11 protein-coding genes are annotated in these 12,117 nt (G+C 63.6%); 5 read left to right on the top strand and 6 right to left on the bottom strand.

All coding sequences use genetic code 11. The annotated features are described in order from the left end of the window. The first annotated feature begins 35 nt into the window (after positions 1–35). Complete coding sequence (locus QX034_RS28780) at positions 36–809, top strand: 5-oxoprolinase subunit PxpA (RefSeq protein WP_315742184.1); 774 nt, start codon at positions 36–38, stop codon at positions 807–809. On the opposite strand, the gene QX034_RS28775 is transcribed toward QX034_RS28780, so the two are convergent. From QX034_RS28775 to QX034_RS28755, 5 genes are all read right to left on the bottom strand, one after another. Beyond that, a complete protein-coding gene (locus QX034_RS28775; protein ID WP_315704016.1) occupies positions 810–953 on the bottom strand; it encodes a hypothetical protein in 144 nt (47 codons plus the stop codon). It abuts the gene before it with no gap. 148 nt (positions 954–1,101) lie between these two features. Continuing rightward, positions 1,102–2,706 (bottom strand): sulfite reductase subunit alpha, encoded by a 1,605-nt coding sequence (locus QX034_RS28770; protein WP_315742185.1) that lies wholly within the window; start codon positions 2,704–2,706, stop codon positions 1,102–1,104. Then, positions 2,703–4,481, bottom strand: coding sequence for a NirA family protein (locus tag QX034_RS28765; protein ID WP_315742186.1), 1,779 nt, complete (start codon positions 4,479–4,481; stop codon positions 2,703–2,705). Before QX034_RS28765 ends, QX034_RS28770 begins: the two co-directional genes overlap by 4 nt. Before the next feature lie 348 nt (positions 4,482–4,829). After that, a complete protein-coding gene (locus tag QX034_RS28760; RefSeq protein ID WP_315704019.1) occupies positions 4,830–5,984 on the bottom strand; it encodes a CmpA/NrtA family ABC transporter substrate-binding protein in 1,155 nt (384 codons plus the stop codon). Then, entirely contained in the window at positions 5,981–6,571 is a 591-nt protein-coding gene (locus QX034_RS28755) for an ANTAR domain-containing response regulator (protein WP_315704020.1), read from the bottom strand. Before QX034_RS28755 ends, QX034_RS28760 begins: the two co-directional genes overlap by 4 nt. A gap of 111 nt (positions 6,572–6,682) precedes the next feature. Here QX034_RS28755 and rimO point away from each other — a divergent pair, with 111 nt between their 5' ends. Continuing rightward, a complete protein-coding gene (gene rimO / locus QX034_RS28750; protein WP_315704021.1) occupies positions 6,683–8,008 on the top strand; it encodes a 30S ribosomal protein S12 methylthiotransferase RimO in 1,326 nt (441 codons plus the stop codon). Positions 8,009–8,025: 17 nt separating this feature from the next. On the opposite strand, the gene QX034_RS28745 is transcribed toward rimO, so the two are convergent. Continuing rightward, positions 8,026–9,159, bottom strand: coding sequence for a DUF2336 domain-containing protein (locus tag QX034_RS28745; protein WP_315742187.1), 1,134 nt, complete (start codon positions 9,157–9,159; stop codon positions 8,026–8,028). Between the two features lie 373 nt (positions 9,160–9,532). Here QX034_RS28745 and QX034_RS28740 point away from each other — a divergent pair, with 373 nt between their 5' ends. The 3 genes from QX034_RS28740 to QX034_RS28730 all read left to right on the top strand — a co-directional run bounded on the left by QX034_RS28740 (position 9,533) and on the right by QX034_RS28730 (position 12,066). Further along, the gene (locus tag QX034_RS28740; protein WP_315704023.1) at positions 9,533–10,729 is read left to right on the top strand and encodes an acetylornithine transaminase; all 1,197 of its coding nucleotides are present in this window, start codon (positions 9,533–9,535) and stop codon (positions 10,727–10,729) included. A 63-nt stretch (positions 10,730–10,792) separates the two neighbouring features. Further along, a complete protein-coding gene (locus QX034_RS28735; protein ID WP_315704024.1) occupies positions 10,793–11,260 on the top strand; it encodes a hypothetical protein in 468 nt (155 codons plus the stop codon). Positions 11,261–11,379: 119 nt separating this feature from the next. Then, complete coding sequence (locus QX034_RS28730; RefSeq protein ID WP_316196194.1) at positions 11,380–12,066, top strand: YkgJ family cysteine cluster protein; 687 nt, start codon at positions 11,380–11,382, stop codon at positions 12,064–12,066. The last annotated feature ends 51 nt before the right edge of the window (positions 12,067–12,117 follow it).

Raw genomic sequence — 12,117 nt, 5'->3', positions numbered from 1 at the left:
TCCCTGCTTCGAACATTCAACGAGCGGATATTCCCATGACCAGCACCATCGATCTGAACTGCGATCTCGGCGAAAGCTTCGGCCCCTGGGAAATGGGCAATGACGCCGCCATGATCGAGCTTGCGACTTCGGTCAACGTGGCCTGCGGCTTCCATGCCGGCGACGCCGACATCATGCGCAGGACGGTCGAGATGGCGAAGGCCCGCGGCGTCAGCGTCGGCGCGCATCCCGGCTATCGCGATCTGCACGGTTTCGGCCGCCGTCCGGTGCCGGGCCTGAAATCGTCGGAGATCGAGAACCTGGTCGCCTATCAGATCGGCGCGCTGCAGGCGATCGCGACCGCGGCGGGCTACAGGGTTACACATGTCAAGGCGCACGGCGCCCTCTCCAACGTCGCCTGCGAGGACGACATGACCGCGAACGCGATCGCAAGCGCGATCAAGGCGGTCGATCCGAACCTGATCTTCGTCGTGCTTGCGAACTCCAAGCTGGTGCAGGCCGGTGAAAAGGCCAACCTGCCGATGGTGCATGAGGTGTTCGCCGACCGCGCCTATGGCGATGACGGCCTGTTGGTGTCGCGGAGCAAGCCGGGCGCTGTGCTGCACGATGCGAAGGTGATTGCCGATCGCGTGGTACGGATGGTGCAGGACGGGGCCGTGGTTTCCGTCACCGGCAAGGTCATCAAGATGCGCACCGACACCGTCTGCATCCACGGCGACACCGCAGGAGCCGTTGAGATCGCCCGCGAGGTGCGCAAAGCCCTGGACGCTGCCGGGATCAAGGTGGCGCCGTTCAAGACGGCGCGGTGATCAGAACGGATGGACCGAGGTGGTGCCGAAAGCGATCGCCGCGATCAGCGCAAAGGCGCTGAAGAACGCCACGATCGGCCACGCCGCGCCGACCCGGTCGAGCGGGCGGGTTTGCATCTGACGCGAGGGCTCTGACGTCCGCATGGCGGCCTCCTGAGGGTTCCGGCCATGACAAAAGCGCTCTCGCGGCCGGTCGCAAGACAACCGGCGAAATAACGATGATCCCCCTGCCAAAGGTTCCAGGCAGATGAAAAAATTCTCGTCCGGTTCAGCTCTTCAACCGGAAACTCCCTCAGTAGACATCGAGCTGGAACCGGCCCTTCTTCTTGAGCTCCGTGACAAAAGCCACAGCCTCGTCCGTCGACCGCGCGCCGAACTGGGCGACGATATCGACCAGCGCGCGCTCGACATCCTTGGCCATGCGTTTGGCATCGCCGCAAACGTAAAGATGCGCACCCTCGGCGAGCCAGTTCCAGACCTCGCGGCCGACCTCGCGCATCCGGTCCTGCACGTAGAACTTCTTCTCGCCATCGCGCGACCAGGCGAGCGACAGCCGCGTCAGCAGCCCGGATGTCTTCATCGCGTTGAGCTCGTCGGCGTAGAAGAAGTCGCAATCCGAGCGCTGGTGGCCGAAGAATAGCCAGTTCTTCCCCGGCGCGCCGGTCGCCTTGCGGTCGAGCAGGAATGCACGGAACGGCGCAATGCCGGTGCCCGGCCCGATCATGATGATCGGCGTCTTCTGGTCTGCCGGCAAAGCGAAGCCATGGGCCTTCTGCACATAGACCTTCAGCTTGTCGCCGGGGGTAATGCGCTCGGCCAGGAAGGTCGAAGCGAGCCCGAGCCGTTTGCGCTTGCCGACGACGTAGCGGACGCAGTCGACGGTGAGCGACAGTTTTCCGGGTGTTGCATTGTGGGAGGATGAAATCGAATAGAGGCGCGGCTGCAACGGCTCGAGGGCTTCGACGAAGGCTTCAGGGTGCGGCCGCACGCCGGAGAACTTCTGCAGTGCTGCCATGACGTCGAGCGTCGCGGCATCGCCGTCCGGATTCTCGCCTTGCGCCAGACGTCGCGCCTTCTCCCGCGTAGCGCCGCCGGTGATGAAGGAAATCAGCTCGAACAGCGTGTCGGGTGCAGGCGCTAACGAGACGTCTTCGAGCAGGCATTGCCGCAACGTCTTGCCCTTCACCTCGGTGGTGTGGGAGGCGCCGAGCAGCGCGATGATCTGATCGACCAGGCCGAGATCGTTCTTGGCGAAGATACCGAAGGAATCGCCGACGACGTAGTCGAGGCCCGCTTCCGACAGATCGAATTCGATGTGCCACGTTTCCTTTTCCGAACCGGGCTTGTTGAGAAGCCGGCGCGATAGGAACGTCGCCTCGATCGGATTGTCACGCGAACGGCCGGCCTCGCTGACGACAACGGAGACAGCAGCCGGAGTGACTTGCTCTTTCGGCCTAGGACCGGCGGCCGCCTGATCCAGCTCCGCGTGGAGCGTCTTCAACATCCGCGCGGTCTCCTTGCCGCCGGGGACGCAGAGATTAAGACGTGCTTCGCTGCGAGAGGCGATCGCCTCGGAATAGTCGCGGCAATTGTAGCCGCACTGGCCGCAATCCTGCTGCGCCATCGCTGCCATCATCCGCCGGCGGAGGGGGCGACCGTCGGCGAGCTTCATGCGCTCGGCGATCGGCAAGGTCTGATCGTGCCATGGCTCCTCGCCATCATCGGCCTCGCCCGAGGGAGCCAATAAAGCGACGTTCTGTGCCGGTGACAGCGGTACGGAGCCGTCGAGCCCAAGGGCACCGGCGAGAAAGCCGTTCAACCAGGCGCGCTGCGCATCCGAGAACGGCGCGCTAGAGGGGATGATCTCGATCTTGGAGGGAGGGGTGATCTGGTTCATGCGGACACCTCAGCTTCGGCGAGCTTGCGCAGGCTCTCGCCGTCATGCCGGCGGGCAAAGGCAAGAAAGGTTTCGTCGGGAGAGACGCGGTGGGTGATATAGGCCTTCAGCAACTTTTCGACCGTGCGCGGCGCATCATCAGCCTTGATGTCGCGATAGACCTCCTGACCAATCTCGGCCTGTGGCCCGAAGCCTCCTCCGGCAAACAGATGATAGCCCTCCACGGTCTCGTCGCTCTCGCCGAGCGGGACCTTGGCTGCGATCAGGCCGATGTCGCTGATGTAGTGCTGGGCACAGGAGTGATGGCAACCGGTCAGATGGATGTTGAGCGGCGTGTCGATCGCCACCCGGCTCTCGCACCAGTCGCCGATTTCCGCCGCATGGCGCTTAGTGTTGGAGGCGGCGAATTTGCAGCCGGCATTGCCGGTGCAGGCGATCAGGCCGGCGCGGATCTGCGACGCCTTCACGGAGAGCCCGATCTGCTCGATCGCAGCGCTTGCCAGCGCAATGTTCTCGTCGCGCACGCCCGAAATCAACAGGTTTTGCCAGACGGTGAGCCGGAGTTCGCCGTCGCCAAGATCCTGGGCGATCTTGGCGAGCCCACGCATTTGCGCGCAGGTGAGCTTGCCGACCGGCAGGACCACGCCGATCCAGTTCAGCCCTTCCTGCTTCTGCTTGTGCACGCCGATATGGGCCATGCGATCGGCTTCGGGGCGTCGCAGCAGCGCCTCTTCCGGCACGCGCGCGAATTTGCGGCCGAGTTTCTGCTCGACGGCCTCCATGAACTTGTCGACACCCATACCGTCGAGCACATATTTGAGCCGCGCCTTCAGTCGATTGGTGCGATCGCCGGTCTCGATGAAAACACGGACGATGGCATCGGCCACTGCAGTCGTCTCCTCCGGCTTGACGACGATGCCGGTGGACCTGGCGAAATCCTTGTGGCCAGTGATGCCGCCAATGCCGAGCTTGAACCAAATTCCGGCCTCGGCACCGAATCCATCCTCCACTTCGACTGCAGAAAAGGCGATGTCGTTGGTATCTTCGAGCGCCGCGATCTTGCCTGCACCGTCGAACGCGACATTGAACTTGCGCGGCAGGCCGTAGAGCGAGCGATCATTGAGGATGTGATAGTGCCACTCGCGCGCGTAAGGGCGCGTGTCCAGGAGCTCGTGCGGGTCGATGCCGGCCGTCGGCGTGCCGGTCACGTTACGGATGTTGTCGGCCCCTGAGCCCCGTGAGCACAGGCCGAGCTCCTGGATGCCCTCGAGCAACGCCACCGCATGCTTGGGCGGAATCTCGCGCAGCTGCAGATTGGCGCGGGTCGTGATGTGGCTATACGGTCCGCAGAGCTGCTCGGCGAGATCGGCAAGCCCGGACAATTGCCAGTGTTTCATGATCCCGTTCGGGATGCGCAGCCGGCACATGTAGGAATCCTGCGCCGGCGCGACATGGAAAAGTCCGTAGTAGCGCCAGCGGAAATTATCGGCCGCTGACGGCGCGGCGTTGTTGCGTGCCTGCTCCTTGAGCCGCTCATAAGCGTCGAACGGATGCAGCTCGCGCTTGAACCTCTCCTGGTCAGCGAGCTTTCTGCCGGCAGCGATCACCCCGTCCTGCGCCTTGAGATGGATGGCGTCAGGTCCGCTCGGCTCGGCGGACGCGGCACTGCCGCCGAGCGCGCGTCCAGCCTGGCTGACCTTGAGGCCTGCAGCCAGCCCTTCCAGATAGCGCTTCTGTTCGTCGGTGAAGTCGACTGAAAGCGTCTCGATTTTCATGGTCTGCGACGAAGCTCCAGCTGCCACATCAGGTGGCATCAAAGGATTTGGGGAACTGACCCCGCCTCGATCGACTCGACACGGGCCGAGTAGATCCTGGCTTGGTCCGACCAGCTTCGTTGCTGCGGAAATCCAACACGGATTGCTGTCAGCGGCATCTGCGGCGGCTGACTGCAATGCAGCATTCAAATTGCGTGCCAGCGCCAAATGTAAAAAAGGGCGTGATAAATCAATCGCCTGATGGAATCACTTCATGCCGATTGCTACGGTGGGCTCACTGCAATTGGGCAATGAGCCCAAAAATTAGCCTGATACCGGCTAGTGCCTCGTTTCCGTGCGGCCGCTCGCTCAAGCCGTCCAGCGGCCGATCTTGAACGCCTTCAGGTGACCCGGAACATCGTCAGCGGCAAAGGGCGGCCCGGCAAAGGCGCCGATGGGAGCTGCCTCGGCTGCGGCTGGCGCGCCGAGTGCGTGGTCGTAAATGTCGGGCCTGAAGACCGCCATCGCAGTTTTCAACGCATCCGGGCTCAATGGGGTTTGTCCCCACCGCACCATCTGCGCATAGAGCCAAGCGGCCTGCACCGGATCGGGGCGTCCCGCGCCCTCCCGTCCGACCAGGAGATAGCGCGCGTGTTCGCGCAAGACACCATCGGGCGCGATCTTCAATCGCCCATCGAGGGTGCGCTGGACGACGTCTGCGCCGACCCCGATCCTTTCCGGTTGCGACAGGATATGCGCGGCCTCGGCATGATTGTGCTCGATGAAATCCGCCGCACGCGAGCAGGCACGAATGAGAGCGGCGACCGTGTCCGGATTCTTCTCTGCCCAGCTCTGCCTCAGCGCCAACACCTTCTCGACGGCCCGCACCAGGATGTCGGAGACGAAATGCAGGATGTAGCCGATGCCGAGGTCGACCGCGATCGAATTCCAGGGCGCACCGACGCAGAAGCCGTCGACGTGCCCGCTCTTGATGCTGTCGACCATGTAGGGCGGCGGCAGGACAACCAGCCGCACGTCCTCGTCCGGATCGACGCCGCCGGCGGCCATCCAGAAGCGGAGCTGGTAGTTGTGGGTCGAGAACGGGAAGGTCATCCCGAAGGTCAGGGGTTCCGCGCCCTTCTTACGGCGCTTGGCGACGACTCGTGCGAGCGCGAGCGCGGTCGCCATCGGATCGAAGCGATCGCCATCGAGATGAGCCATCAGATCGGCATGCAGCGCCGGTGTGACCGTAATCGCGTTGCCGTTGACCCCGAGATTGAAGGGCGCTGATATCGGAACCTTGACATGGCCGATGCCTAGGCTGGACGCGATCGCAACGGGCGCCAGCAAATGCGCCGCGTCGAACAGGCCGATATTGAGCTTGTCGCGAACGTTCGACCAGGAGACCTCGCGGATCAGGGTGACCTCGAGCCCCTCGGCCGCCGTAAAACCCTTGTCGACGGCCACGATCAGCGCGGCAGCGTCGACCAGGGGAATGAAACCGATCCGAAGGGGCGCGCTCATTTCAGCATCTCCGATGCGGTCAGGATCGACTGGGCGATCTCGCCGATCTTCTTCTTCTCGCGCATCGCGGTGGAGCGCAAAAGGACGTAGGCCTCTTCCTCGGTGAAGCCCTTCATCTTCATCAGGATTCCCTTGGCGCGGTCGATCACCTTGCGGTCTTCGAGGGCGGATTTGGTCCGCTCCAGCTCGTCCTGCAGCTTGGCGAAGGCGTTGAAGCGGGAGATGCAGAGGTCGAGGATCGGCTTGATCCGCTCCTTCTTCAGGCCATCGACGATATAGGCCGACACGCCGGCCTCGACCGAGGCCTGGATCGAGGCCGCATCGCTCTGATCGACGAACATCGCGATCGGCCGCCGCACCGCGCGGCTGACCTGGAACATCTGTTCGAGCACATCGCGGCTGGGATTTTCCAGGTCGATCACGATGACATCCGGATCGAGCGCGTAGATCCGCGCCAGCAACCCCTGCATCTCGCTGATATGGACCACGCCGGTGAAGCCGGCCTCGCGCAGCCCCTCTTCCAGGATCGCGGCGCGGATTGGGCTCTCATCGACAATGACGATTTTAGGCGATTGCTCGGCGGTCATCGCTGGACGGGTCTCCGGGCTGTCATCCATATCATGGTCTGGGGCGGCTTAAAGTCTTGTCTTTATGGGCAATTGGGACTAGCTGACCGATATCAATCAGGCAGTTTCAGGATGCAGCAGGCCGCAGCGCCCAAGATCAGCTTTGTCTCGCTCGGATGCCCCAAGGCTTTGGTGGATTCCGAGCGCATCATCACTCGGCTGCGCGCCGAGGGTTATGAACTCGCCCGCAAGCATGACGGCGCCGATGTCGTCATCGTCAATACCTGCGGATTTCTCGACAGCGCCAAGCAGGAATCGCTGTCGGCCATTGGCGCCGCGATGGCCGAGAACGGCAAGGTGATCGTCACCGGCTGCATGGGCGCGGAGCCCGAGGCCATCGAACAGGCGTATCCGAGCGTGTTGTCGATCACCGGGCCGCAGCAATATGAGAGCGTGCTCGAAGCCGTGCACCGGGCGCTACCGCCGGTGCACAATCCGCACATCGACCTGGTGCCGCCTCAGGGCATCAAGCTGACCCCGCGGCACTACGCCTATTTGAAGATATCGGAAGGCTGCAACAACCGTTGCAGCTTCTGCATCATTCCGAAGCTCCGCGGCGACCTGGTGTCGCGCCCCGCCGCCGACGTGCTGCGTGAAGCCGAGCGACTCGTCGACGCTGGCGTCAGGGAGCTTCTGGTCATCTCCCAGGATACCTCCGCCTACGGGCTCGACCTGAAATATGCCGAGAGCCAGTGGAAGGATCGCGCGGTGCGCGCCAAGTTCATTGATTTGGCCAGGGAGCTTGGCGAACTCGGTGCTTGGGTGCGCCTGCATTACGTCTACCCCTACCCTCACGTCGACGAGGTTATCGGGCTGATGGCCGAAGGAAAGGTGTTACCGTACCTCGACATTCCGTTCCAGCACGCCAGCCCGAACGTCCTGAAGGCGATGCGCCGGCCTGCCGCGCAGGATCAGACGCTGGACCGCATCAAGGCCTGGCGGGAGCAATGTCCGGATCTCACCCTGCGCTCGACCTTCATCGTCGGCTTCCCCGGCGAGACCGATGCCGATTTCAATTATCTGCTCGACTGGTTGGATGAGGCCGAGATCGACCGGCTGGGTTGCTTCAAATACGAGCCGGTGGCGGGCGCCACCTCGAACGCGCTGCCCGGTCAGATCCCAGATGAAATCAAGCAAGAGCGCTGGGACGCGTTGATGGCTCGTCAGCAGAAGATCTCCGCGCGCAAGCTCAAGCGCAAGGTCGGCACGCGGCAGCAGGTCATCATCGACGAGGTCGGCCCGACCGTGGCCAAGGGCCGCTCCAAGGCGGATGCGCCGGAGATCGACGGCGCCGTCTATCTGTCGAGCCGCCGGCCTCTTCGGGTCGGCGAGATCGTTACGGCGAAGATCGAGCGCGCGGACGAATATGACCTGCACGGCACCGTGGCCGGCTTCTGAGGCAATCTGCGTTCGCCTCAGGGCTTCTTGGGCGGGGTGTCCAATCGCACCGTCCAGAGCTTCAACAGCCGGTGCGCTTCCTCTGCAGTGAGCGCGTTGTATTTGGTCCTGAGCTTGTCGAGTTCGTCAGGGTGGGTGGCGCCCGACATGAAGCGACTATCAAGGACCGCGTGAACTGTTTCCCAGCGTAGACCTGCCGCCTTGCATGGGATCAGAATGCCGTCGCTGCGCAGACTTTGCATCAAGGGCCGCACCACCTCGATGCTCGACTTCGACAGTTCGGCGAGGGCAGCGATGGTCTCCTCGTAGCGACGCTGGATGGCAAACTCGTGCAGGGTGCTATCGCTGAGACTGCCTTCCTTCATCAGCCGCGCCGTGGTCAGTTTGGCGCCGACGAAGTCGCGACTGCGCGACATGTCCCTGGCTGTACCAGCCAAGGCAGCGGCGATCGCAGCGCGAATTTCCTCATAAAGATGGGGCGGTGCTGACGACAACAGGCGCGCCCTCACCGCCTCCGTCGCCCCCCGCAAGAGCTTCAGACGCAGGTCCGGCGGCAGATCGGTACGAATGCCGGTGATGACAGCCAAATCCGGGTCTCCGACGGCCTGCCCGATGATGGCCGCGAAACCGGCCGCCGATATTCGCGCGCCCGGATTCTTCATCAGCCGATGGCTGACGCTCGGGTAGCGCCGGGCCAGCAGCGCATCGGACACGACCTCCTGCAGCCACCAGCGGCCCGCAATGGCCAGCAGGTGCTTTTCGCCTTTTGTCTCTGCGAGTTCGGTCAGATCGGAAGCGGTCAGTCGCGGCGATTCGGACAGCACGGGTCCGGCGACGGCGATGTCCTCGCTATGAGCCAGCCGGCGGATGATCGATACCGGAGCCTGGGATACCGGCGCCAACTGCGCGCTCAGTTCAGCGAGAGCGATGCGCGCACTCGCATCGGCCAGCGCCCGCAATTCGATCGTGTTGACGAGCCGCTCGAAGATATCGGCAAACAGCGCGTGTTGCTCGAGATCGAAAGTGCCGGCGGAGGCCGCGAACAGCGAGCCAACCCGTCCGGCCATTGCGCAGCAGCGATCGGCGGAGCCTGCAGCTATCGCCGCCTCCACTTCGTCAGCGATCGTCCGGCTCGCGTCGACATCGCCCATTCCGAGCGCCTGTATCTCCGATGTTCCGGATCAAGGTAGATGTCTTTACCTAAATGTTTCGTAAAATTGCCCTCAACCCGGCCGCGAGCGGCTCGCTTTCCGCCATTGCCGCTGGCGCCAACCGGAACATACCTTGACACCGTCAGCGCTCCGACTGTATGGCTCCGGCATGATCACCATTCGGACCAGCCGCCGCGCCGCCGCTTGCCGTCGTCACCGCCGTGACGACGCCGGGGCGCGCCATGTCCGAGCACGACGCTGATCAGCTAACAGCACATCAGCTTCAGGTTTCGAGAAGGCCGCTCCCACAAAGGAGCGGCCTTCTCGCTTTTCAGCCCCCCCAAATTCTCATCCCAACCCAGGAGTGTCCGCGATGCTGACTGCCCAATCCCCCTACGACGCGCTGATGGAGATCACCGCGCGTCCGAAGATCGTATTCGTCCAGGGCAAAGGCTCGCGTCTTTGGGACGACAGCGGCAAACGCTATCTCGATTTCATCCAGGGCTGGGCCGTCAACGCGTTGGGCCATGCCCCGCCGGCGGTGGCCAAGGCCCTGGCGGACCAGGCGACGCGGCTGATCACGCCGAGCCCTGCCTATTTCAACGACACCAGCCTCAAGCTTGCGAAGGCGCTGGTCGAGCAATCCTGCTTCGACCAGGTGTTCTTCGCCAATTCAGGCGCAGAGGCCAATGAAGGCGCCATCAAGCTGGCGCGTAAATATGGAACGCGCCACAGAAACGGCGCCTATGAGATCATCACCTTTGCCGGCGGCTTCCACGGCCGGACGCTTGCAACCATGTCGGCGTCCGGCAAGAAGGCATTCGAGCCGCTGTTCGAACCCAAGGTGTCTGGTTTTCCAAAGGCTCGCCTGAATGACATTGCATCCGTCGAAGCGCTGATTTCGGACCGGACCATCGCGATCATGCTCGAGCCGATCCAGGGCGAAGCCGGCGTGTGGCCGGCCACCGATCAGTTCCTGCGTGAGCTGCGTGCCTTGACCACGCAGCACGGCTTGCTCCTGATCGTCGACGAGATCCAGACCGGCATGGGACGAACCGGCAAACTGTTCGCCTATGAGCATGCCGAGATCACGCCCGACATCATGACGCTCGGCAAGGGAATCGGCGGCGGCGTGCCGCTGGCCGCCCTGCTCGCGACCGAGCAGACCTCCTGCTTCGAGCATGGCGACCAGGGCGGCACGTTCAACGGCAATCCGTTGATGTGCGCGGCAGGGCTCGCGGTGATGGAAGAGATCGGTAGTCCCGGCTTCATGAAGTCCGCGGCCGAGACCGGCCTGCATCTCGAGGCCGAACTGCAGCGGCTCTCGGCGCGGCATGGGCTCGGCGAGGTGCGTGGCCGCGGTCTTCTGCTGGCGCTTGATCTGAAACTCCCGATAGCGAGCGCCATCGCGAGCCAGGCGTTTGAAGCCGGCCTGCTGCTCAATGCGCCGCAGCCGGACACGCTGCGCTTCATGCCGGCGCTGAACGTCACGCGGGAGGAGATCGCGGAGATGATCGCAACGCTCGACGCGATCCTGACCAAAGCCGGCGCCGCCCGGCTCGTCGCGTAGCCTTCCTCACGTCAAACGCAAGCAGGCTCACGTCGAACGACGCGAGCCTGTGCGGTTTGATTTATGTCAAAGACAGCGGCGGTCGTTCGCGTGGATGGTTTACGCGCCGAACACCTGCGGATGGCTGACCATCGTTATATCAGTTTGACTATAACGATTGCACGGAAAATGTCCAGCCTGCCGAGGAAAGCGGCACTTGCCGGGAGCAAGCGGAAGATCAACGGGCCGACAACGAGGTCGGCCGGAACAGGAGATAAGATGGCAAGAGACAATCTGGCGCGGGTTTCGCCCGTCGGCGAGGCCGTTGCGCCGAACCCGGTGAATGAGGAGGTGCTGATCCACGTCCGCTTCTTCCCCAGCTCTGAAATCAATTCGATCGGTGAGAAGCCTGCTCATTTGACCGCGAATGCGTGGTACGAACTCCTGCTCGAGAAAGCCCGCCCGCATTACCAGACCTTCGCCGGCGGTCGCGGCTTTTTCCGCATTCCCCGTCCCCGCTTCGAGGCGATCCTGAAGGACACCGCCGCCTGATCCGATTGATCTTGCCGAGGCGGTGAGCGTCCCTACCGCCGAAGCTGTCGACCGCGACGTGCCGGGCGCCGCGGTCGACGAGCCAATACGCATCGTCAACCATGCGCCGGAGAGCGCCCGTGAGTGATGCCGCATTTGCCCGGCTGCAGGTCGCCTTCGACTCGATCCTGGCCCCATTGTCCGGCTCAAGCAGCCTCGTCGAGGCGCTGGTCAACCGGGCGTTCGACCTGTTCGAAGCCAATATCGGCACACAGACGGCGCATCTGCCGCCGCTCGCGTGCTGCAAAGGTTGTCCATCCTGCTGCGCACTCCGGGTGACCGCGACAGCGGCAGAAATCTTCCTGATCGCGCGCTATGTCCGCCAGATTGACGACAGCCCGTCGGGTTCGGCCGTCGGTTTGTCGCGTCGGATCACGCACGCCAACCGGGCGACGCAAGGCTTGAGCGAAGCCGAGCGCATGGCGCGGCGCCAGCCCTGTCCGTTCCTCGTCCGCGGCGCCTGCATCGTCCACCCCGTTCGGCCGTTGGCCTGTCGAGGGCACGCCTCGTTCGATCGGCGCGCTTGTGCGCAGGCCATGGCCGGACGGGACGTCGATGTTCCGGTCTCGGCGCCACACCTCGCGCTGCGCGGTCTCATTCAGGATGCGCTCAGGTCCGCGTTGAGCCGCGCTGGGTTGGTCGCGGGCCTCTATGAGCTGAACCACGGGCTGGTCCTCGCGCTCGGCGACAGGACGCGCGAGCGGGACTGGACGCTCGGATTGGACAGCCTTGAACCCGCGGGGATCGCGATGGTGGCGACAGCGTGACTGGCCTCTGCCCGAGTGGCCCAGCAGGCGAACCGCAAGAGCAGACCGTAT

Source organism: Bradyrhizobium sp. SZCCHNR3119 (assembly GCF_032487775.1).
GTDB lineage: Bacteria > Pseudomonadota > Alphaproteobacteria > Rhizobiales > Xanthobacteraceae > Bradyrhizobium.
Note: the sequence above shows the minus strand (reverse complement) of the source record. Positions and strands in the feature narration are given on the sequence as shown.

Coding starts and splice junctions, on each gene's coding strand:
- QX034_RS28780 (WP_315742184.1), top strand. CDS start 36: ATGACCAGCACCATCGATCTGAACTGCGATCTCGGCGAAAGCTTCGGC.
- QX034_RS28775 (WP_315704016.1), bottom strand. CDS start 953: ATGCGGACGTCAGAGCCCTCGCGTCAGATGCAAACCCGCCCGCTCGAC.
- QX034_RS28770 (WP_315742185.1), bottom strand. CDS start 2,706: ATGAACCAGATCACCCCTCCCTCCAAGATCGAGATCATCCCCTCTAGC.
- QX034_RS28765 (WP_315742186.1), bottom strand. CDS start 4,481: ATGAAAATCGAGACGCTTTCAGTCGACTTCACCGACGAACAGAAGCGC.
- QX034_RS28760 (WP_315704019.1), bottom strand. CDS start 5,984: ATGAGCGCGCCCCTTCGGATCGGTTTCATTCCCCTGGTCGACGCTGCC.
- QX034_RS28755 (WP_315704020.1), bottom strand. CDS start 6,571: ATGACCGCCGAGCAATCGCCTAAAATCGTCATTGTCGATGAGAGCCCA.
- rimO (WP_315704021.1), top strand. CDS start 6,683: ATGCAGCAGGCCGCAGCGCCCAAGATCAGCTTTGTCTCGCTCGGATGC.
- QX034_RS28745 (WP_315742187.1), bottom strand. CDS start 9,159: ATGGGCGATGTCGACGCGAGCCGGACGATCGCTGACGAAGTGGAGGCG.
- QX034_RS28740 (WP_315704023.1), top strand. CDS start 9,533: ATGCTGACTGCCCAATCCCCCTACGACGCGCTGATGGAGATCACCGCG.
- QX034_RS28735 (WP_315704024.1), top strand. CDS start 10,793: ATGTCAAAGACAGCGGCGGTCGTTCGCGTGGATGGTTTACGCGCCGAA.